This window comes from Kineosporia corallincola (assembly GCF_018499875.1).
Lineage (GTDB): Bacteria > Actinomycetota > Actinomycetes > Actinomycetales > Kineosporiaceae > Kineosporia > Kineosporia corallincola.
Genome location: NZ_JAHBAY010000014.1, coordinates 100467 through 121355 on the forward strand (window position 1 = coordinate 100467; position 20889 = coordinate 121355).

Consider the following 20889-nt stretch of genomic DNA (forward strand, 5'->3'; position numbering starts at 1 on the left):
CGGGGACGCCTGTCCGCCCGGTTCGGCGGTCCGGCGCGGGTTCTCGGGGGCGCGGGGACCGCTGGGGTTGCTCGGGTCACGGGGGGCGCTCGGGTTGCCGGGGTTGCCGGGGTTGCCGGGTGGGGACGCCGGTGGCCGGTTCGGTTGCCCGGGGCCGGGTTGTGACGGGCCGGGGCGTGAGGGGCCTGGTTGTGACGGGCCGGGTCGCGAAGGGTCGGGTTGTGAGTGCCCCGGTTGTGACGGGCCGGGCTGAGACGGGCCGGGTTGTGAGGGGCCCGGCTGCGAGGGGCCGGGTTGTGAAGGACCTGGCTGGGCGGGACCCGGCTGCGAGGGACCGGGTTGTGAGGGACCTGGCTGGGCGGGACCCGGCTGCGAGGGACCGGGTTGTGAGGGACCCGGCTGCGAGGGGCCTGGCTGTGAAGGGCCCGGCTGGGCGGGCCCGGGCTGGCGGCGACGCGGGTCGCTGCGCTCGTTCGGCATGGGTGCTCAGTTCCTCTCGGGGAGTCTCAGGATCGGGTTCCCGGGCTGTCGAGCCCGGAAACCTCCACGGAATAAGGGATGTGGGCCGGCCGGGCACCGGCGACCACGGCGTCCAGGCGCTGCCGGTCCACGGCGTCCGGGTCGGGGACCCGCAGGGTGACGCGCAACCACGGGGACGGGTCGCCGGGGAACGGGCCGAGCGGGGCGGCCGACCAGATCGCGCCGCCGCTCTCGGTGATCTCCGGATCGACGCCGAACATCAGCCGGATCGCCATCCTCAGCCCGCGTGGCGTGCCCCGCGAACGGTGCAGCAGACCGGCCGCGGCCACGGCGGCCCGGCGCACCGCCTCGTCCTCGTCGCCGTCCAGCTCGGCGCCGACCCACAGGCCCAGCCAGTCGACGAAGTCCACCGGCGCCAGCAGCGGGTCGAAATACGCCGGGAGACAGTCCAGCACGGTCAGCAGCGGAGCGAACACCGTGTCCAGACCACTGCTGAACCGCTGGCCGAACTCGTCGTCGGCGTAGACCGCCGGCAGTCGCTCGCCGAGTGGGTGCGGGCTGGTCAGGCCGGGCAGCGCGCCTCTCATGCCGGCCCGATCACGTCGACGTCGTGCTCGAACGAGAAGAACAGGGACGACGGCGACAGCGTGAGCGCGTCCACCGCCTCGCCCCGGCGGCGGGTGATCGGGTCGGACGGGTACAGCAGCACCTCGTCCACCAGCTCCACCCCCGGAAGTCGTTGCAGCGCGGCGAAGAGGTCACCGGAACGCAGAGGACGCCCGAACGGCCAGCCGGTGCCGTCCGGCCCGCCGGTCATCGGGTCGAGGAAGTCGTAGAGCGCGTCCAGCGCCCGCTCCCGCACCTGCCCGGCCTGGGCCGCGCGGTAGGAGTGCAGCGTGGCCCTGACCGAGACACCCTGGTAGAAGGGCGGTCCCACGGCCAGCCGGGTGCCCAGCGGGCGGCGCTCGTCGAGGTACCCGGTGATCTTCGCGAGCAGCCGGTCGCCGGGCACCAGCTGCTCGAACCGCAGCCGGCCGCCGCGGTCGGCCACCGCCTGCGGCACCACCAGGATCCGCACCGCGTTCTCGCCGTAGCCGTTCTGGTCGTCCGAAGGCATTCCGACACAGGCGATCCGGGCCGTCTCCGGCGCCGCCCGCCAGGCCAGCTCCTCGTAGTCCCGGGCGGTCACGGCGCGGTCCTGGGCCCGCAGGGTGATCGGTGCCCGCACCGCCGCCTCGTCCACCGTCTCGCCGTTCACCCCGCCCCGGGCGGCCTCCCGGTTCTCCACCCGGGCCACGAACGGGATCGAGCTGCGCAGCACCTGGAGCGTGCCGCGCGAGACGTTGCCCGACCGGCCGCCCCCGGCCCGGTAGCGGGCGGCGCGGATCACCGAGCCGCGCGGCGGAACCGCGCCGTAGCGGCGCAGGCTGCCGTCCGGCTCACGCACCGCCGGACCGAAAGTTACCTCACCGGTGGCCGGTTCGAGCGTCACGTGCCGGTCGTCCGGGCCGGAGGCGGAGAAGTCGTCGACCACCACCCAGGACTGCCAGCCGTCGTCCCCGGCCACCTCCAGCAGCAGCGGCGGATCACCGGCCAGCACGGGCACGTTGGCCACCCGCACCCGCTGCCCGGGCGCGCCGGTGGACTCGCCGAGCACCTCGTTGCGCACCGCCTGGGCGTGCACGGCGGCGACCGTGCCGCCGATGGTGAACGCGTCGGCCGAGCGGATCGTCGGCGAGGTGGAGAAGAACGGCTGGTCCGGGAACGGTGCCACCACCAGGCAGCGCAGCCAGCCGGCCTCGTGCCCGCCGATCCGGGCGGCCACGTGCCCGGCCGGCACGTGGATCACCACGTCACCGGCCCGGTTCAGCCCACCCGTTCCGTCGTCCTCGATCTCGCACTCCTGCCAGCCCTCCGGCGTCCAGGCCTCCCACCGCAGCGGTGGCTGCCGCGGGTCCACCCCCACGCCGTCCACCTGGCTGTCCAGCGCCAGCATCACGGCGCATCCCGGCACCGCCGTGGACAGCCCGAACAGCAGCGCATCATCGGCCTGCGGCGGTTTGCTGAACACCGGAACATCGCGCTCGGCACGGACATTGCCGGTCAGGTCGATCATCGAGGCGTCGTTCTGCGGATCCCGCCCGGCCGGGATCCGGCCCACCCGCTCCAGCGAGCACGGCGGCACCACCAGGTCGCGCTCGGTGGCGAACACCAGTGCCTCGTCGGTCTCGGTGCGCTGGGTGGCCACCTCGGTGTCGGCGGGCAGGGTCACCGCGTCGGGCTGCGGCGCGGACAGCCAGAAGGTGACGTCGGCGCGGGCGGCGGTCGGCGGAAAGAGCCGGACGCCCAGCAGGTTCAGGAACGCCAGGTAGCTCTTGTCCGGTACCCGGTTCAGCCGGTACACCACCTGGTCGGCCATGTGCGCGACGGCCTCGATCAGGGTGATGCCCGGGTCCGAGACGTTGTGGTCGGTCCAGTCCGGGTTGCTGCGCTGGATGTGGCGTTTCGCGTCGTCCACGAACTGCTGGAAATGCCGGTCGTCGAGATCCGGGGAGGGCAGCCCCATCAGGCACCTCCTGTCGAGGGTTCGTCGGAGGGGATCGTGTAGAACGGGAACACCAGGTTGCGGGGGCTGTTCGTGCCGCGGATCGCGTACCGCAGGTCGATCAGCACCATGCCGTCGTCGTCGTTGTCCTCCAGCACGTCGACCTCCATCACCTCGATCCGTGGCTCCCAGCGCTCCAGCGAGGCCCGCACCTCGTACCGGATCCGGCCGGAGGTGGCCTCGTTCACCGGTGCGAACACCAGATCGTGGATGACACAACCGAACTCGGGACGCATCGGGCGCTCACCCGGCGCGGTGGCCAGCACCAGCCGGATCGCCTGCTCGATCTCGCGCTGCCCGCCGGCCAGCGCGACGGCCCCGGAGGCGTCCGCCCGCATCGGGAAGGCCCAGCCGGAACCGATGAACTGCCCGGCCATCAGAACGGCACCCCGTTCCGGATCGGGATGCCGGTCAGCACCACCGACAGGGCGGTGACGTTGGCGTTGCCCACGGCCCGGATGCCGACGGCGGCACCGGCCTGGATGTTCGCCGCACCGCCGGCGTTGATCGTCGCCGCGGCACCCGCGTTCAGCGTCATCGCGCCGGCGGTGTTCATCCCGATCCGGCCCGCGGCACTCACGTTCACGGCCGCCCCGGCCTGGATGTTGACGGCCTTGCCGGCCCGCAGATTCAGGTCGCCCGCGCTGGAGACCTCCACGTTGGCGGCGCCGTTGATCCGCACCGTGCCCCGGCTGTCGATGGTCAGGCTGGTCCGCGCCCGGTCCAGGTGCACGGTGAGCGCGCCGTCGCCCGAACGCAACCGCACACCGCGGTTGCCCACCCGGGCGTCCATCAGTTCCACCATGTTCCCGCTGCGGTCGGACAGACTGCGCCAGTTCACCTCTCCACTGCGGAGATTCACCGGATCGGTGCGGTCCGGGTCGGGGGTGGGCCGGTCCACGCCGTTGTACAGCCCGGCGAGCACGTACGGGTGCTCCAGGTGGCCCCGGTCGAACGCGACCAGCACCTCGTCCTGCACCTCAGGGAGCATCAGCCCGCCGCCGCCCGACCCGCCGAATTGGGCCACCCGGCTCCAGCCGCTCTCGTAGGAGTCCGACAGCCAGGGAAACTTGAGCTTGACGCGTCCCATCCTGAGGGGGTCCTGCACATTGCTGACCAGGCCCACGACCACGCCGTTCATGACCGGCGCCGGTTCCCCGCCCGAGGTCAGGCCGTACAGCGAGCGGAACTGCCGGCCGGTCACGCTGACCTGGGTGGTGTACTGGCGTCCCGACGAAAAGGCGTGCCGCACACCGGTGACCGTGTACTTGCCTTCGAACGGGTAGCCGGCGTTCCTCAGCGTCACCGGCACGCCGGGCTGGAGCTCGGGATCGCCGGTCACGGTCAACTCGACCTCGGCGAACGACCCGGCCACGTCACCGGCCAGCGCCTCTGCGGCGTGCCGCACCTCCGCCTGCGTTCCGTAAGGCACCGAGGCGTCCAGCATCTCGGAGTTGCCGAAGGCGCTGATCAGCGTGTCCGGGGTGACGTCGGCGCTGATGTCGCCGGTTCTGGTCGCCGGGGTGTCCTGCACCAGGGGCCGCTTGGTCTTCACGTCCCAGCCGCGCACCGAGACCGAGCGCACCTGCCCGCCGGCGGTGACGCCGGCCCGCCCGTTCAGCGTGTTGGCGCCGAACTCCAGCACGTAGGGGCTCTGCCGGGCGGGTGTGCTCTCGGCCGGCGCGCCGGAGGCGTCCCGCAGGGCGGTGAACTGGAGCTTGCCCTCCCGGTCGCAGTACAGGTGCACGTCGTTCTCCCGGGCCAGGCGCGAAAGGAAGTCCCAGTCGGTGATGTTCGGCTGGGTGGCCAGTTCGTACACGGTGCGGGTGGCGTCGATCGTGCCCAGGCTCAGGCCGTTCTGCCGGGCCAGGCGGCGCACGATCTCGGACGCCGTCTGGTTGGGGTAGCCGGCCACCCGGCGGTTGCGCAGCAGCCGGTGCCCGGGGTCGTAGCCACGCACCACCACCGAGCGCCCGGCGGCGTCGACATCCAGCTCGACGCCGGTGATCTCGCCGGTGATCAGGGGCCGGCCCGGGCGGCCGTCGGTGATCGGGACCAGCACCGCCCTGGCCCCGACGGCCAGTTGCGAGAAGGTGCCGAACACGTCACCGCCGGGGTTGGCGAAACCGAGCCGGAACGCGGCGGGCACGTTGACGCTGGCGTCCACCCAGGCGTCCACCAGGAGATCGGCCAGCCGGGGCGGCAGTTCGGCACCTCCGACGCTGACCTGGAGGACGCTGGTGTAGGTCTTGGGGCTCACGGGGTCACCTCTTCCGTGGCCGGGAGCAGCAGCTCCCGGCCGGTCTCCAGCCGCATCGGGTCGTCGATCGCGTTGGCCGTGGCGATGGCCCGCCAGCGGGTCGGGTCGCCGTATTCCTGCCAGGCCAGCGATTCCAGGGAATCGCCCGAGACCACCCGGTGGACCCGTTGTGCGGCCAGGGTTCCGGAGGTCGGGTTCTGGCCCTTGGCGGGCAGCGGCACCTCGGTCAGGGACAGCTGGCAGGTGGCGCGCAGCGGGTCGCCGGTGGCGGTGAACAGGGTGTAGGTGGCGCTGACGCTCTCCACGTAGGCCACGAACTGCACGGTGCTGAACGAGCCCCAGGCGAACCGGACCCACGGTGGTGAGGGACGTTTCGTGGGCAGGCTCTGCGGATCCACCTCGCAGCAGGTCAGCAGCTGCTCGACGTCCTCCCGCACCTTGCTGGCGCTCGGCTTGGCGGAACCGTCGAGGAATACCTCGATCTGGAGCGACGCCGGATTGACGCCGTCGAACTCCGGCACCACGCCGCGGGAGTAGCCGACGGACGACTGGGAGCGCCACGACGCGGTGCGGGAGAGCTGTAACTGGTTGGGGTTGAACTGGAACCGGACCTGGCCGATCTGCCCGCCCAGGCCGCCGGTGAGGGTGGCCGGGGGATGGTGGATGGACAGCGTGGCGCGCACCAGGCTGGCGCCCCGCTTGCCGGCGGCCATCAGCGGCCGCCCGCGTCGGTGAAGCCGTGGTGGGCGATCTCGAGTTCCTCGGTGGCCACACCGGCTTGGCCGGGGTCGAGACTGGGGCCGGTCCAGCGCACCGGCAGCACCTCGACCAGGCCCCACTGCGCCACCACCGACAGATCGGCCCGCAGGGCGGCGATCTGGGCGGTGGGTCGCTGAATTCCCGTGGAGATGGACGAGATCCAGGCCGCGACCTTCACCGTGTCGGCGGTCAGAGGCCGGGTGAGGCGGATGTTCGAGAAGGTGACGCGGGTGGGCAGCTGCCAGACGAAGCCGTTGTTGCCGCCCTCCTCGTGCTGCTCGACCTGGACCTCGGAGGCCAGTCCGTCACAGCCGTGGAACAGCCCGAGGTCCCGGCCGTCGATGGAGAGCCGGAAGAACAGCGTGGCGGCGGGATCTGCGGTGGACGGCATGGAAAATTCCTCTGTTGACGGTGGTTCTCGGTCTGATCACGCGCGGCCGTCCCGGAGACGGCCCACACGTTCGCGGTCGGCGCGCAGTTCGGCCCGCAGCAGGCGGGCCAGCGGGTCGAACAGGGCGCGGGCCAGCTCGTCCAGCTCCGCGGGGGTGCGGGAGGTGCTGCCACGCACGGCCTTCGTGGCCTGCTCTGCCTTCCTCGGTTCCGGCCTCGTCGGTGGCGGCGCCGGACGCCGCTGAACCGACGCTGCCGCGGGAGGCGGGGGCGTCGGTGGGAGGGTCGGGCTGGGGACTGCGGTTGGCGGCGGTTCTGCTGGTTTTTCGGGTGGTCTGGTGGACGTCGGTGGCGGGGGGACCGGTGCCCGCTGAACGGCCGGCTCGGGTGCCGGAGTGAGGCGGGCGGCCGGGGGACGCGCCACCGGCGCCCGGGGTGATGACGCGGTGACGGGAGCGAAGGCGTTCACCGAGGTCAGGGGGTGTCCGGTGGGTTCGGTCCAATGGCGCATGACACGTTGTGCACGAACGGTTTTCCTGGGTCGGGTAGTGGCGGGCTGAGGCTCGGCGGCGCGGATGGCCGCCTGCGGCTGAGGGACGATCGATGGTGGAGCGGTGATCGGTGGTGGAGGGGCGATCGGTGGTTGCGGGCTGATCGGCGAGCCGAGGCGGGGGGCGCGTGCGCCGGACCGCTGCACGGTGTTCTGGGCCGTACCGGGCGGAGTGTCGAGGGGCCTGGCCGGGGCCTGGGCTTGTGTCTGTGTCTGGGGGGCCGGGGTGGCGGCCGTCGCGGGCAGGCCACCGGGCAGCGGGGCGCCGAGCCCGAGCCGTCGGCTCCGGGAGTTCGGAGCTGTCGACGACCGCGAAACAGTCCGCACGGCAGTCGTTGTGCTGGTTCTCGGCGTCACGTGGTGATGCCCGGCAGCGGTACCGGGCGCCGGAGCCTGGCGCCCGGCCGGCCCTGACTCCACCGCAGCGGTGGCTCGTTGTGCGACGGCAGCCGCCGGAAGCATCGCGCTCGGATGGGCGGTGGCGGCATCAGGGGTCGCCGCCGCGGTGCCCTGGGGGTCTGCGGCCGCGATCACGGAGGCGGCGTCGGGCCGACGCGCCGCCGCAGACGTCATCGGGATACCGGCGGCGGAACGCTGGACGGTGCCACGGCCCGTCCCGCCCGCATCGGTGCGGCCGGCCGCGGGCGACAGCTGCACGGTGGGCCCTGCCGAACGGGCGCTGGGGGTGCTTCCGGTGCTGATGGCCGGGCCGGGGTTCGTGTCGGGAACATCACGCATGTTGGAGACACGGCCGGTGCTGGAGACGATGCCGGCAGAGACAGCGGTGTCCGCGGTGCGCTGAGCCGCGGTGTGTGGCGCGGCAGCACCCCGGGCGGGGGAGCCGGCGCCGGGAAAGCTCTTCTGCGCGGTGAGGTTCGCCGCGTCGGCGCCAGGACGGGTGACGTGTTGAGCCGCGACACCCCCGGCGACGGGCTGCTGCGTGGTGGACTCGGGACCATGGACCATCGAACCGGTGGAGGCCACGGCCCGGCGAACGGCGCTGCCCCCGGCCGTCGGCTCGGAAGCCGGAACGAGCTGCACGGCGCGGCTGGTGCCAGGCGCGGAGGCGGGTCGTCCTGCGGAACTCGGCACAACAGCGCTGCTGGCGCTGCCGGAATCTCGGCCGTTCTCAACCGTCGCGGAATCGCGGGGGTGGACCGCGCGCTGAATCCCGGCAACTTCACCACGGGTGTCCAGGGCGCGCTGAACGGTGGACGCCCGAAGCGGACCACCAGGCAACACGCTACTGGCTGATCCGCCGCCCGGTTGTGCGGGGCCGGGAGATGCGCTGCCGGGGGGCGTGGACCTGGGCGAAGTGAATCGGGGCGAAGTAGAACCGGGAGGAGTGGAACGGGGTGGCATGAAACCGGGAGGTGTGGAGCCGAGCGAAGTGGAACCGGGAGGAGTGGAACGGGGTGGCATGGAACCGGGAGGGGTGGACCCGGGCGAAGTGGGACGGGGTGGCATGGAAGCGGGTGGCGCGGACCCGGGCGACGTGGAACGGGGTGGCGTGGAGCGGGGCGGCGCGGACTCGAGCCGTGCAGGGGAGTGAGAGGTGCCGCGGGGCGTCGTGGTGCCGGGGCGTGAGAGGGCGGGCTGGGTGGAGCTGGGTGATGCGGGGCCGGGTGCTACAGAGCTGGGTCGTGCGGGGCCGATTCGTGTCGGGCTGGTGGACGCGTCACCGGATGCGGTGAAGCCACGGCCTGCGGGACCGGGCGGGGTCGCGAGCGCACGCTGCGCGGTGGCCGGAGCGCTGCCCGAAGCAGCGCCCGGAGCGGTGGCGGGGGCAGTGACCGGAACGGTGGCGGGGGCAGCGCCCGGAGCAGTGACCGAAGTGGTGGCGGGGGCAGTGCCCGGAGTGGTGGCCGAAGTGCGGGCCGAAGTGATGGCCGAAATCGCTGTGTGCGCAGTGGAATCCGGGGAGGTGAGGCCTGGGACACCGGCGCGCTGCGCGGTGACCACACGTGCGGCAGCCCGGTGAGGGGTGGGCGTTGTGGTCTGCGGCGTGGGGGAGGGGGCGGGCGCCGGAGAAGAGGCGCCGCGAGCAGCGAAGCCGGGGGTCTCGGGACGGCGGGTGCCGGGCCGGGAGTCAGCCGCTTGAGGAACAGCGTTGCTCGCGGCCGTCGCGGATGCCCTGGCGACGGTTCTCGCTGACCCCGTCGCCGTGCCGGCGGTGGCCGCCGACGGCTGAACGGGAGACTGCGGGGCCGCGGGAACCGGTGTGCCGGGGACGGCGGGTCCAGGGACCGGGGGGACGCCGGACGGCGCCATGGGTGCGGCGGTCTCCGGGAAGGCGCGGGGGCCCGTCACGTTCACGGGTGCTGCCCCGCCACGGTCAGCCGTGGCGGGAGTGGCCGAACCCGTGGACGTCGTCACGCGGGCCACCGTGATCGGGGACGTTGCGATCGGGGACGCCGTGATCGGGGACGCCGTGATCGGGGACGTTGCGATCGGCTGTGGCGTCATGGGGGTCGGCGCCGGTGAGGTCCGGGCGGGAGTGGCCGGGCTTCCGTCGGACGCCCGCGAGATCGGGTCGGGCGCCGAGTGGGCGTCGGCGGCCGTCGACCACGAAACGGCCGGGCGCGCGACGGCGGGCGAGCTCGGCGGCTGCGGAAACGAAACAGGTCCGGCCACCGACCACTTGGCGGGCACGGCCCGCTGCACCGGGGCGGCCGGGGTAGTAAGGGCAGCCGGGATAGCAAGGGTGTTCGGGGTGGCCAGGGTGCCCGGAGCCGGGTGGCCGCCGGTGAGGGCGGCCGGTGAGGAGAGCATCGGGTTCGCGCCGGCCGGCCCCGCCTGCCCGGTCACCTGGCTGAGCATCGGGCTGCGGTGCGCCGCCAGCGTGCCGGCGAACGACGCGCCGGAGGTGCCGGACAGCAGCGCGGGAGCATCGGCCGTCACCCGCTGGATCGCGGGCAGGGCCGTCCAGTCCCGGCCCGTCGGCTGCGGAACCGCTGACGGGGTGACCGTTTCGGAGAGGGCTGGAGCGTGCGTCGTCCCCTGTTGTGCATCGGCGGAACCGCGCCCCAGGCCGAGGAGATCGAGCAGACGGCTCATCGCGGCTCACCGGCCGTCTCGATGAGCCGGCCGGCGGCGGCCACGTACCGCCGCCGGTCATGATGCTCGAGGTCCATGATGTCTTCCAGACTCCAGTGCAGATGGTGGGCCACGTACGCGATCTCCTGATGGATGCCGTCGACCGCGTACGTCACGATTCCCCCAGGCGGCTCCCGCCGAGCTCGATCTCGAACGGCTCCGAGCAGTGCGGGCAGGTGACGGCCGCCCGGGTGTGCCCCTCGGCGTTGATCTGCCGGTAGAACTCCTGCAAGAAGGCGAGATCCGCGGCGAACAGGTTCTCCACCACGCCGTCGTGAACGGCCGGCAGCGTGCCCAGGCGGGTGATCACCCGGGCCAGCAGCACCACCGACAGGTAGGCCGGATTCTCCTGAACCCGTAGGTCCCGCAACGGAACCAGCTCGTCCCGCGCGGTGGCCAGGCGCATCACGCCGGATCGGTGCACGGTGCCGTCGCCGGAGACGAAACCCCGCGGCAGCTCGAACGGGAACTCGGTCCGGAGCCGGTCGGGTTCTGAAGGTGGCTGCTGTGAGGGAGTTTCCGGCGGACCGGCCGGGGTGGCCAGATCCTCCGCCGACATCGGGGTCATCACCCCGGCCCGGCCGCGCCTGGTCATTCGATGGTCAGGTCTTCGAAGGTGATGGTGACCTGCTCGGTCAGGGCCGACGCGTCGCCGGCCTTGACCCCGCTGCTCTCCACCTTGCTGCACCAGGCGTTGGTCATGTTGTAGCGCTTGACCGGGTTGTACTGGTAGTCCATCAGGATGATGGTGGCGTTCTTGCGGGCCGCGCCCATGTCGCCGGCCAGCGAGTCGTTGATCCACTGGGTGAATGCCGAGGACTGCGTCATGCCCCGGGTCACGCTGGCCTCACCGGCCTTCTTGGCGCCGGGCATCTTCTTGATCACCGGGCGGCCGTTGGCCGAGACCTGCTGGTACTCGATGACGTCCTGCTCGAGCGAGAGGCCACCCACCTCCTGGAGGTATTCCACGGTGACGCCGTCGATCTGGAGGCCGAAATTGTGTGCGGCGAGGGCATCGCCGGGCTGCAAGGACATTCTTGTTCCTGACTGTCGCTGGGGGAAGGGTTATTCGGTGAGCTCGCCGGCGCCGCCGCCGGTGAACTGGGCGAGCTGGAACACCACGAACTCGGCGGGTTTCACCGGGGCGATACCGATCTGGCAGACCACGCGCCCGGCGTCCACCGACTCCGGCGGGTTGGTGTCACGGTCGCACTTGACGTAGAACGCCTCCTCGGCGCGCGCCCCGAACAGCGCCCCGGACCGCCACTCGTTCACCAGGAAGGCCGAGATGTTGCGCCGGATACGGGCCCACAGCGCGTCGTCGTTCGGCTCGAACACCACCCACTGCGTGCCCGCCAGGATCGACTCCTCCAGGTAGTCGAAGTAGCGCCGCACGTTCAGGTAGCGCCACGCCGGGTCGGAGGCCAGCGTGCGCGCGCCCCAGATCCGGATGCCCCGGCCCGGGAACGCCCGGATGCAGTTGATGCCCTGCGGGTTCAGCAGGTCCTGCTCGCCCCGGGTGATCTGGAGTTCCAGATCGACCGCCCCGCGCACCACCTCGTTGGCCGGCGCCTTGTGCACGCCGCGCTCGGTGTCGTTGCGGGCCCACACCCCGGCCATGTGGCCGCTCGGCGGGACGTTCTGCTTCTGGCCCGTGGCCGGGTCGAACACCGAGATCCACGGGTAGTACAGCGCGGCCTGCGAGGAGTCGTAACCGGCCGTTTCCTGCCGCCATTCGCGGATCTCGCGGGCGTTCAGGCCGGGCGGCGGGTCGAGGATCGCCATCCGGTCGCCCATCGACTCGCAGTGCGCGATCATGCCCAGCTGAACGGCTTTCACGCCGTCCAGGTCGATCTCACCGCGCTCGTAGACGGCCATCAGGTCGGGCACCGCCACCACGCTGACCGCGTCGAGGGCCTCCAGGCCGCCGAAACCGGTGCGGTCGGAGGCGTCCCCGAGGAACTCGGCGGCGTCGACCGTCCCGTTGCCGCGCGCCACCTCGGCCGGCCGGCTGGGCACCGGCACCTGCACGGACTGGTTGCCGGGCCGGGCGAGCTGACCGGCGGGGGCGTTCTCCTCCACCTGGATCAGCTTGGAGCGCTGCCGCACCAGGTTGACCACGTAGTTGCGGGCGCCCTTGCGGGCCGAGACGTCGAAACTCTCGGCCACCCGGTCGCCTTCCTTCACCACCAGGGTGAACCGGTCCTCCGGGCCCTCGCCGGCGGTGTCGGCGACCTCGACGGTCAGCTGGCCGCCGTTGGCGTCCTGGCGGGCCAGGGCCGAGGTCTTGAACGTGCCCAGCTCCACCGGGTCACCGGGGGCGATCGCCGTGCGGCCCGAGGCCGGGCGGGTGCCCTCGCCGGCCGGCGCGCCGCCGACGCGCACCACGTAGGCGGCGGTGCCGCCGTTGCTGAAGAAGCCGTACACCGCGTGGGCGAGGTAGAGGCCCTCGGCGAACTCGCCGAACGTGGACACGTACTGGGCCCAGTTGCTCACCAGCACCGGATCGTTCAGCGGCCCGCTCGGGGCCAGCCCGACGAAGGCGGCCACCGACGTCCCCACCCCCTCGATGGGGCGTGAGCCACCGGCCACCTCCTCGACGTAGACGCCCGGGGAGAGGTACGTGGGCATGGGGTCTCCTTGCTGGATCTGGGGATTGGATGCTGTTCCAGCGTGGCTCCCGCGGCCCCGTGGGGGAACGGCCGGTGGGTTCCGGCACCAGGCAGGCCCGGATGACCGTTCGGGCAACCCTCGCTGCCCCCACCGCTGCCCACCCGGTTCCTGTGCCCCGGGCGTCCCCGAACTAGCCTCGGGACGTGAGCCTTTGGACTTCTCTGAGCCCGGCGTCGGCGCGGGTCGAGCCGGGAACGGACGCCTCCTTCACCCTGACGCTGCGCAACGACGGCGACACGGTGGAGGAGTACCAGCTCTCGATGGTCGGCGCCCCGGCGGCCTGGTCGGTGGTGGAACCGCAGTCGCTGCGCCTGTTCCCGGGCGCGCAGGGCACCGCCCAGGTGACCGTGAGCCCGCCGCGCAGCCCGCAGGCCGCGGCCGGTCCCACCCCGTTCGGGGTGCAGGTGCGGCCCCGGCAGAACGCGGACCTGTTCGACGTGGCCGAGGCCGCCGTCACGGTGGGCGAGTTCAGCGACGTGCGGGCCGAACTGAACCCGGGCACCGTGCGGGGGCGACTGTCCGGGCGTCCCCGGATCTCCGTGTCCAACTTCGGGAACGCACCGCTGACAGCCAGTTTCACACCCAGGGACGACGAGGACGCGCTCCGGTTCGACACCGGTGACCAGACCCTGGAGGTGGTCCCGGGGCGTTCCGAGGCCACCCGGCTGCGGATCCGCCCGCAGCGGCTGCGCCTGACCGGCCAGGAGGAGCGCTACCCGTTCCTGGTCGGGGTGGGCCGCGCCGGGCAGATCGACGACCCGCTGAACCGGCTGGAACCGCGCGGCACGTTCGTGCGGGTGCCGCTGTTCCCGAAATGGCTGATCGCCCTGCTGAGCCTGCTCCTGCTGGTGGTGCTGGCGGTGATCGGGCTGATGACGTTCCCGCTGCCGAACATCCGCACGGTGGCGCAGGAACTCCAGGTGCAGCCGGTGGCCGCGCCCACCGCGCTGCCCACGCCGCCGGTGGTGGCCACGGTGGCGCCGACCGTGGCCCCGCCACCGCCCGCACCGGCGGCCACCCAGCCGCCGCCCACGCAGCCGCCGGCCCAGCCTCCCGCCGAGGCCGCGACGCAGGCGCCGCCGGCCCAGACCGAGGCCCCGCAGAACCAGAACCAGCAGGACGACGAGGTGGCCGGCCTGCCGAAGGACGGCAACGGCGACGCCCTGGCCACGATCACCAGCCGGCAGGACGGCAACTACCTGACCGTGCAGAACGGCGCCCAGGACGACGGCACCCCGGTCGTCGTGTCCGGCCGGCAGAACCCGCAGGACCAGCAGGTGGCGCTGAACCAGTTCTGGGTGCTGGTCGGCTACGACGACGGCTCGATGGCCCTGTCACCGGGAAACGCCGCGGGCAGCACGCTGACCCGGGACGGCGACGTGGACCAGGTCCGCATCCGCACGGTGTCCGGCGGGGACGGCGCGATCCGGGCCGGACGCGTCGAGGACAACCAGCGCTGGACCTTCACCGACTCGGACGACGGCACCGTGCTCATCGTCAACGCGGCCACGGGGGAGTGCCTGACCAATGCCGGCGCCGACCAGCAGGCCCGGGCGCTGCGCTGCGAGGACCGGCTGAAACCGTTGCAGCAGTGGACGCTCGGGGACTCCTGAGATGGTCGTCCACCACCCCGGCGACCAGGACAGGCCGCACCCGCTGCCGGCGCGCCGGCCGGGCCCGGCCCCCACGGCCCTCGACGTCCTGCGCAGCGGTGCCGGGAACGCCGCCGTCAGCCGGGCGGTGGAGCGGTCCCGGCGCCCCCGCCCCGGCCCGGCCGTGCAGCGCGTCACCCGGGAGGAACTGCACCAGAACCCGCCGGTCCCGGCCCTGACGTTCCAGGGGCCGCCGCCCGGCACGATGGAGGAGCTGGAGAACAGCGTGGCGGCGCTGATCGGCTCGCTGAGCGAGCCGGTGGACCTGGACGCGCCGACGGCGCAGGTGGTGGAACCGGGTGGCTACCCGCTGCGGGTCACCGACCGCCAGTTCTGGCTGGAGCTGGTCGAGGAGTACACGAAGGTGTTCGGCCGGGCACCCGGCTACCGGCCGGGCACGGCGCCCGAGCTGAGTTTTCCCGATCCGGCGTTCGTCGCCGAGCTCGGCAACGTGTCCCGCTTCCGGCGGCTCAGCGAGATGCTGAAACAGATCGGCAGGCAACGGACCGACGCGATGACCAGGGTGGAGCCGGACGCCGAGCGGCTGAGCCGCGCCGACCCGGCCAACGCGCCCTTCTGGACCTGGCAGGAGAACCGGGACGACGAACTGGCCCGCAACAGCACGGCGCGCAGGAACCAGTACGACGCCACCGGCGCCGCCGCGGCGAACGGCCAGGCCCGCACGGGCTACCAGAGCGCACTGGCGGGTGCCTCGGGTTCGCTGGGCGGGCTCCAGGCGCTGCTGAACATCCGGCCCGGCGTGGTGATCGGCGGCGCGCACGGGGACGGGCAGGTCTGGGGGTTCCTCACCCGGAACCTGCCGGAGCTCAAGGCCTCCGGGGTCGGCACGCTCTACCTGGAGAACCTGCGGGACGACTCGCACCAGGCCTTCGTGGACGAGTACCTGGCCACCGGCACGATGCCGCCCGAGCTGCGGGCCCTGCTGGCCTCACCCGGCATGGAGGGCCTGCGCCCGCTGCTGGACGCGGCCCGCCGGGCCGGGGTGCGGGTGCGCGGCATCGGCGGCCACCCCGCCCGCAGCAAGCGAGTGCAGGGAGCACTGCACCGCCGCGCCGTCATGCTGAACACCTACGCCGAACAGATCATCACGGACGACGCGGCCGGTCGCGCGGGCGCGGGCGGGTACCTGGTCGACATCGGCGCCTCCCACATCGGTGAGCACCGGCGCCTGCCGCACGAGGCTCCCGTGGTGGTCGGGAACAACCCGCTGGCCGACGCCTTCCCCGGCCTGGACCAGCTGCTCGGCATCCCCGGCGTGGAACTGGCCGATGCCACCGATCCCACCGCTCCGGTCCGGCTTCTCCCCGACGTGGTACCGCGGACCTGAATCCGCAGGAGGTCTCATGCACGCACACGAAACCGGCCCGGCACGAACACCCCGGGACCGCACCGCCGTCCAGCGCACGGAGGTCGACGGGGTGCTCCGCTCGGCGGGCCGGCCGCTGGACGCCTCGGTCCGGGCCGACATGGAGGCTCGCCTGGGCGCGGACTTCGCCGGGGTCCGGCTGCACACCGGCCCGGCCGCGGCCCGCTCCGCGGCCTCGATCGGGGCCCGGGCCTACACCTCCGGCGACCACGTGGTGCTGGGTGAGGGCGGCGCCGACCGGCACACCCTGGCTCACGAGCTGACCCACGTGATCCAGCAGCGGCAGGGCACGGTCGCCGGCACCGACCACGGCGACGGCCTGCGGCTGAGCGACCCCTCTGACCGGTACGAGCGTGCGGCCGAGGCCAACGCCCGGCGGGTGCTCTCCAGGAGCGTGACGCCCGGTGCGACGGCGCCGGCGGACGCCTCCGGTGACCGGACCCGGCCGAAAGGTGCCGTGCAGCGCCGGGTCTGGGTGGGCGGCCGGCGGATCAACCCGGAGGCAGACGGCCTCACCGACCGGATGCGCGAGATGGCGGACGACCCGCTGGTGCGCGACTACCAGAACGAGCGCGAGTTCCGCCGTCACGCCGCCGGGATGACCGACCACCTGGGAAACCTCGCCCCCGGATCGTTCAGTCCCGGTACCTGGGTGCGGTTCTCGCCCACCGGGGTGAACATCGTCGGAGAGAACCACACCGAGGTCACCCTGACCGACGTCGTGCAGGCGGTCGGAACCCGCTCGTTCCGCTACGAACTGGTCAACTACGACGACCTGACGGCCCTGCCGGACACCTCGGCCACCCTCGACGCGATGAACGGCGACCGCCTGGCCCGCCTGGGCCTGACCCCGGGCGCGGACCTGGCACAGCACGGCGCCGAATCGTTGTTCCCGAAGATGGGCAGCGCCCTGGCCCGCCTGAGGCCCCTGCTGGTGGGCGAAAAGCCCGACCTCGACCCGATCAAGGAGTACCTGGGGCAGCCGGTGCAGCGCTACCTCAAGACCGCCTGGGCGTTCGCCGTGGAGTCCTCCGCGGCCCCCGTGCCCAGCGTGCAGCTCACCGGACCGCAGCAGACCCTGGCCCAGGTGGTGGCCCAGACCCAGGCCGTGCTCGGGCCTTTCGTCGCCGGGCTGCGACCCGACGGTTTTCTGGGCAACAGCATGGAGGAGAGGCGGGGCGGGCGCCTCGACGTGTTCCAGCGGCGTTCGTACAAGAAGGAGTTCGTGCCGGCCCTGCGGGCGTTCTGCGACGCCTTCCTCCCGGTGATCCGCGAGCGCGCCGGGTCCGACCAGCTGCTCAGCACCTTCGACCGCAACCGGATCGCGGGCACGACCAGCGACGTGCAGTCCATGGAGGCCTGGCGGGATGCCGCCATGCTCACGCTCGCCCGGCGCGCGGCCTCCGACGGCACCCGGTACATCGGCCTGGGCGGCCTGCACGTGGGCAGCCTCATCGGCCAGCTCGGCACCAGCGGCGGCTATCACTTCTTCTACCTCAACAACGGCCGCCAGCTGGCCGAGTTCCAGCAGCTGACGCAGCAGCGCCTGGCCGGGGTGGCCGCCGAGGACGCCGCGTTCGCGGCCCTGCCGCCGCGCCGGAACGCGTCCTGACCTGCCGCTCGGGATGAGCCACCGCTACGGCCGGGGCACGAGCCGCCCCATCTTGCGGTACTCGCGCTCGGCGCCGGTCCACAGATCGGCCGTCGTCACCACGTCGTCGCGGCCCGCCGCCAGGTAGGCGGCGGTCACCGCGGCGCTGTGGATGGCGCCGCCGGACAGCTCGAAACGGGCCGCCAGCGGTTCCAGTTCGAGGTCGGACGCCTGTGGGGCCACGGCCAGGCAGTGCCGCCAGAGCCGGGCCCGCTGATCGGCGTCCGGGAACGGGAAGTCCACCACCAGGTCCAGGCGGCGGGTGAAGGCCTCGTCGATGTTGGCCCGCAGATTGGTGGTGAGCACCGCGAGACCGTCGAACTGCTCCAGACGCTGGAGCAGGTAGGCGCTCTGCATGTTGGCGTGCTTGTCGTGCGAGTCCTTCACCTCGGAACGCTTGCCGAACACGGCGTCGGCCTCGTCGAACAGCAGCACGGCGTCGGTACGGTCGGCCTCGGAGAAGATCCGTTCCAGGTTCTTCTCCGTCTCGCCGATGTACTTGTCCACCACCGTGGACAGGTCCACCACGTACAGGTCCATCCCCAGGTCGGCGGCCACCACCTCGGCCGACATCGTCTTGCCGGTGCCGGAACCGCCGGCGAACAGGGCCACCACGCCGCGTCCACGGCCACCGCCGGAGCGCATCAGCCATTCCCCCAGCACCCGGTCGCGCTGCCGGGCCCGCACCACCAGCTCGCGCAGCGCGGCCAGAGGCTCGGCCGGCAGCACCAGATCGGCCCAGCCGACGCCGGGGGTGATCCGCCGCGCGTGCCGCTGGAGCATCGGCGCCGATCGCTGCCGGGCCGCCAGTTGCAGGTGCCGGCCGGTGAGCTCGTGCCCGTCCAGCGCCGCCAGTGCCCGGGCGGCGCGGACGGTCGCGCGCACCTGGGCAGGCCCGATCCGGTAGCCGGAGATCGCGGCGCCCACGTCGATACCCGCTGCCGCAGAGCCGATCTCGTCGATCCACCGCTGCACGTCCGCGGCCTCGGTGCCGGATGCCCGGGTGGCCAGCACGCCGCCGGTCACCGACCAGGCCGGGTCGAAGGGCTCCGGGCCGTAGAACAGCGTGGGGACGCCCGAACGCTCCAGTTCGCGGACCAGCACGGCTGCGGCGCCCGGCCGCGGGGGCAACGGCCCGGCCACGATCCCGGCTCCCCGCAGCCGCGCCTCCCGGGCGATCGCGGTGGCGGGAGCGACGGGGTCCCCGCCGGCTTGGTCGTCCTCGGCGCCCGCTCGCAGGTCCAGCACGACGGCGGTCAGGCCCGCGTCGTGCAGCGCGGCGGCGGCCAGCTCGCGGGCGCCCGCTCCGGGCCGGGACTCGTGCAGGTGCACCACGACCGGGTGGCCCACGCCGTCATGACCGGGGCCGTCGTGGCCGGCGCCGTCGCGTAGGTCGTCGCGGAGCAGGCGGCCCAGCCGGGCTGCCTGCGGGTGGAGGCCCGGCCGGGGCCCGGGCGTCAGCACCTCCACCGACCCGAGCAGTGCCGCGTCCGGGGTGTCGTCGCCGAGCAGATGGCCGATCACCCGCTCCGGAACCCGTAAGGCCTTGGCAGGGAACGGTTTCGCCGGTTCGTCGTCCAGCGTCACCAGGCCGCCGGTCAGCAGCGGGGCGTCCGGGTACAGCCGGGCCCGGGCCACCGCCTGGTGTGCGGCCAGCCCGGCCAGGTCGAGGGCCAGGTTCACGGTGGCCCGCTGCTGCGACACGTTGTCGTTCAGATACCCGTACAGCGGCCCGAACCGGGGGTCCACGTCCGGCGCCAGGGCCGCGACCAGGATGTGCAGGTCGAGCAGGAGCAGCCCGAAACGCTCGGTCAGCCTCAGCAGCCGGCCCCGGGTGACGGCCAGCCCGTACGCGTCGTCCTGCCCGGTCGGCTCGGCGGCGCGCCCGAGCAGATGACCGACGGCCTCGGCCGACAGCACCATGCCGCGCAGCGGGTCGTCGGCGGTGGGGTCGCCCGAGGAACGGTGGCGCACCAGCCCTGCCACCCGCCCGTAGAGCAGATCGAGCCGCTCCAGCAGGTCCTGCCCAGGATGGGACAACGGTTCGGGCAACGGGCCGGAGATCGGTCCGGCCTCGACGAGCTCAGCCATCGAGACCCCGGTCCCGCACGTCCACCACGGCCGGCTCGGTGACCGGCGGCGCCACCGGGAACTCCGGCGCCACCGGGAACGGCGTCACCACCACCACGTCGAGCGACGGTTTCAGTTCTCCGCCCAGCGCCGACCAGATGTCCGCGATCGAGCGGGACTCGGCCGGCACCGCCACCGAGATCGGTACGGTGCCGGTGATCTCGGCCACCGACGGCGGCAGGGTGTCCGGCGGCAGGATCTCGTTGCGCAGCAGACAGCCGAGAACCATCGACAGCAGCCGGTGTTCGTCTTCCGGCTCCCGGGTCCAGGCCGTCACCAGGTACGACAGCCGGAACCAGCGCGGTTGCAGGCGCCGCGCCCGCACCGCCCCGGCCGGGTCGCGCACGGCCGCCGCGCCCCGCTCGCGGCGGCTCACCTCCTCCCGGATGTCGTAGAGGTAGGCGTCGATGGTGGGGGAGTTGCGCCGCGCCGCCCAGTCCCGGCTGGGCGCGTCGAACACCACCTCGGCCGATCCGTCGGCCAGGGCCTGCCCGGTGATGAGAACCTTGAGCGACTGGTCGATCTCGTGGATCACAGGTAGCCCTCTCGCAGGGCGTAGGCCACGGCGTGCGCCCGGTTGGTCAGCTGCATGCGCGACATGATGCCGTGCAGAACGTTTTTCACCGTGCGCTCGGAATAGGCCAGCTGCTCGGCGATCTGCCGGGTCTCCAGCCCGTCCGCCACCAGGCGCAGCACACTCACCTCGCGGGGCGCCAGATACAGGGCGGGCCCGGCCGGGCTCCCGGTGCGCTGGGCCCGGCCGACCACGCTCAGCAGCTGGCTGAGCAGGTCGGGGGGCAGGTCGCCGTCGCCCCGGGCCGCGGTGCGCACGGCCTGGGCCAGCCGCTCTGGCGTCGCCTGGTGCCGCCAGACGATGCTCTGCACGCCGCATTCCAGCACCTTGACCAGCTCCGGCTCCCGCAGCTGCGCGGCGACGAACACCACCGGGCGTCTGCCGCCGCGCACCAGCCTGCGCAGTTCGGCCTGGGTCAGCTCGTCGAGCCGGTCGCTGACCACCACCGCCACCGTGTCGCTCAGGTCGGGGCCGGACCCGGTCGCCCGGCCCGGGCTCTCCAGCACCCGCAGACCGGCCCGGCCCAGGTGACTGATCACCCCGGCCCGCAGCAACTGGTCCGCGACGTGCACGGTGACGGTGATCTGCTCGGTGCTCCTCGGCGTGACGCCGATCTGCCCTGCCATCTGCACAGTGGATTCCTCAGCTCGATCGGGCCCCGCGAGAGGCGGGACGGTTCAGC

Annotated in this window: 17 protein-coding genes; 3 read left to right on the top strand and 14 right to left on the bottom strand. The window is 73.0% G+C overall.

Annotated features, from left to right (window positions below):
* Positions 1-506 precede the first annotated feature (506 nt).
* The 11 genes from KIH74_RS28260 to KIH74_RS28310 form a co-directional block, all read right to left on the bottom strand.
* Complete coding sequence (locus KIH74_RS28260; protein ID WP_214159411.1) at positions 507-1067, bottom strand: phage tail protein; 561 nt, start codon at positions 1065-1067, stop codon at positions 507-509.
* Entirely contained in the window at positions 1064-3046 is a 1983-nt protein-coding gene (locus KIH74_RS28265) for a putative baseplate assembly protein (protein ID WP_214159412.1), read from the bottom strand. Before KIH74_RS28265 ends, KIH74_RS28260 begins: the two co-directional genes overlap by 4 nt.
* A complete protein-coding gene (locus tag KIH74_RS28270) occupies positions 3046-3462 on the bottom strand; it encodes a GPW/gp25 family protein (protein ID WP_214159413.1) in 417 nt (138 codons plus the stop codon). The genes KIH74_RS28265 and KIH74_RS28270 overlap by 1 nt, the downstream gene beginning before the upstream one ends.
* Positions 3462-5345, bottom strand: a complete 1884-nt coding sequence (locus tag KIH74_RS28275) for a VgrG-related protein (RefSeq protein WP_214159414.1) — start codon at positions 5343-5345, stop codon at positions 3462-3464. The genes KIH74_RS28270 and KIH74_RS28275 overlap by 1 nt, the downstream gene beginning before the upstream one ends.
* A complete protein-coding gene (locus KIH74_RS28280; protein ID WP_214159415.1) occupies positions 5342-6058 on the bottom strand; it encodes a CIS tube protein in 717 nt (238 codons plus the stop codon). The genes KIH74_RS28275 and KIH74_RS28280 overlap by 4 nt, the downstream gene beginning before the upstream one ends.
* Positions 6058-6495: a phage tail protein gene (locus tag KIH74_RS28285; protein WP_214159416.1), complete on the bottom strand. Its 438-nt coding sequence runs from the start codon at positions 6493-6495 to the stop codon at positions 6058-6060. The genes KIH74_RS28280 and KIH74_RS28285 overlap by 1 nt, the downstream gene beginning before the upstream one ends.
* Positions 6496-6531: 36 nt before the next feature.
* Positions 6532-6672: a hypothetical protein gene (locus tag KIH74_RS28290; protein ID WP_214159417.1), complete on the bottom strand. Its 141-nt coding sequence runs from the start codon at positions 6670-6672 to the stop codon at positions 6532-6534.
* 3425 nt (positions 6673-10097) lie between these two features.
* Positions 10098-10256 carry a DUF6760 family protein gene (locus KIH74_RS28295; protein ID WP_214159418.1) on the bottom strand — a complete coding sequence of 53 codons (159 nt, stop codon included), beginning with the start codon at positions 10254-10256 and terminating at the stop codon, positions 10098-10100.
* Entirely contained in the window at positions 10253-10735 is a 483-nt protein-coding gene (locus KIH74_RS28300) for a hypothetical protein (protein ID WP_214159419.1), read from the bottom strand. Before KIH74_RS28300 ends, KIH74_RS28295 begins: the two co-directional genes overlap by 4 nt.
* Positions 10732-11175: a phage tail protein gene (locus KIH74_RS28305; protein WP_214159420.1), complete on the bottom strand. Its 444-nt coding sequence runs from the start codon at positions 11173-11175 to the stop codon at positions 10732-10734. The genes KIH74_RS28300 and KIH74_RS28305 overlap by 4 nt, the downstream gene beginning before the upstream one ends.
* Before the next feature lie 30 nt (positions 11176-11205).
* Positions 11206-12771 carry a phage tail sheath subtilisin-like domain-containing protein gene (locus KIH74_RS28310; RefSeq protein ID WP_214159421.1) on the bottom strand — a complete coding sequence of 522 codons (1566 nt, stop codon included), beginning with the start codon at positions 12769-12771 and terminating at the stop codon, positions 11206-11208.
* Positions 12772-12956: 185 nt separating this feature from the next.
* On the opposite strand from KIH74_RS28310, the gene KIH74_RS38955 reads away from it, so the two are divergent.
* Genes KIH74_RS38955 through KIH74_RS28325 form a run of 3 tightly spaced genes read left to right on the top strand, consistent with a single transcriptional unit; the run spans position 12957 to position 17464 of the window.
* Positions 12957-14426 carry an RICIN domain-containing protein gene (locus KIH74_RS38955; RefSeq protein WP_214159422.1) on the top strand — a complete coding sequence of 490 codons (1470 nt, stop codon included), beginning with the start codon at positions 12957-12959 and terminating at the stop codon, positions 14424-14426.
* 1 nt (position 14427) lies between these two features.
* Entirely contained in the window at positions 14428-15813 is a 1386-nt protein-coding gene (locus KIH74_RS28320) for a TraB/GumN family protein (protein WP_214159423.1), read from the top strand.
* Positions 15814-15829: 16 nt separating this feature from the next.
* On the top strand, positions 15830-17464 hold the full coding sequence (locus KIH74_RS28325; RefSeq protein ID WP_214159424.1) for an eCIS core domain-containing protein: 1635 nt from the start codon (positions 15830-15832) through the stop codon (positions 17462-17464).
* A 24-nt stretch (positions 17465-17488) separates the two neighbouring features.
* Here KIH74_RS28325 and KIH74_RS28330 read toward each other — a convergent pair whose 3' ends face one another.
* Genes KIH74_RS28330 through KIH74_RS28340 form a run of 3 tightly spaced genes read right to left on the bottom strand, consistent with a single transcriptional unit; the run spans position 17489 to position 20833 of the window.
* Positions 17489-19594, bottom strand: coding sequence for an ATP-binding protein (locus KIH74_RS28330; RefSeq protein ID WP_214159425.1), 2106 nt, complete (start codon positions 19592-19594; stop codon positions 17489-17491).
* Complete coding sequence (locus tag KIH74_RS28335) at positions 19587-20168, bottom strand: Pvc16 family protein (RefSeq protein ID WP_214159426.1); 582 nt, start codon at positions 20166-20168, stop codon at positions 19587-19589. The genes KIH74_RS28330 and KIH74_RS28335 overlap by 8 nt, the downstream gene beginning before the upstream one ends.
* On the bottom strand, positions 20165-20833 hold the full coding sequence (locus KIH74_RS28340; RefSeq protein WP_214159427.1) for a helix-turn-helix transcriptional regulator: 669 nt from the start codon (positions 20831-20833) through the stop codon (positions 20165-20167). Before KIH74_RS28340 ends, KIH74_RS28335 begins: the two co-directional genes overlap by 4 nt.
* Between the last annotated feature and the right edge of the window lie 56 nt (positions 20834-20889).

Excerpts from the sequence above, each read along its gene's own strand:
- KIH74_RS28260 (WP_214159411.1), bottom strand. The coding sequence starts at position 1,067 with ATGAGAGGCGCGCTGCCCGGCCTGACCAGCCCGCACCCACTCGGCGAG.
- KIH74_RS28265 (WP_214159412.1), bottom strand. The coding sequence starts at position 3,046 with ATGGGGCTGCCCTCCCCGGATCTCGACGACCGGCATTTCCAGCAGTTC.
- KIH74_RS28270 (WP_214159413.1), bottom strand. The coding sequence starts at position 3,462 with ATGGCCGGGCAGTTCATCGGTTCCGGCTGGGCCTTCCCGATGCGGGCG.
- KIH74_RS28280 (WP_214159415.1), bottom strand. The coding sequence starts at position 6,058 with ATGGCCGCCGGCAAGCGGGGCGCCAGCCTGGTGCGCGCCACGCTGTCC.
- KIH74_RS28285 (WP_214159416.1), bottom strand. The coding sequence starts at position 6,495 with ATGCCGTCCACCGCAGATCCCGCCGCCACGCTGTTCTTCCGGCTCTCC.
- KIH74_RS28300 (WP_214159419.1), bottom strand. The coding sequence starts at position 10,735 with ATGACCAGGCGCGGCCGGGCCGGGGTGATGACCCCGATGTCGGCGGAG.
- KIH74_RS28305 (WP_214159420.1), bottom strand. The coding sequence starts at position 11,175 with ATGTCCTTGCAGCCCGGCGATGCCCTCGCCGCACACAATTTCGGCCTC.
- KIH74_RS28310 (WP_214159421.1), bottom strand. The coding sequence starts at position 12,771 with ATGCCCACGTACCTCTCCCCGGGCGTCTACGTCGAGGAGGTGGCCGGT.
- KIH74_RS28320 (WP_214159423.1), top strand. The coding sequence starts at position 14,428 with ATGGTCGTCCACCACCCCGGCGACCAGGACAGGCCGCACCCGCTGCCG.
- KIH74_RS28325 (WP_214159424.1), top strand. The coding sequence starts at position 15,830 with ATGCACGCACACGAAACCGGCCCGGCACGAACACCCCGGGACCGCACC.
- KIH74_RS28330 (WP_214159425.1), bottom strand. The coding sequence starts at position 19,594 with ATGGCTGAGCTCGTCGAGGCCGGACCGATCTCCGGCCCGTTGCCCGAA.
- KIH74_RS28340 (WP_214159427.1), bottom strand. The coding sequence starts at position 20,833 with ATGGCAGGGCAGATCGGCGTCACGCCGAGGAGCACCGAGCAGATCACC.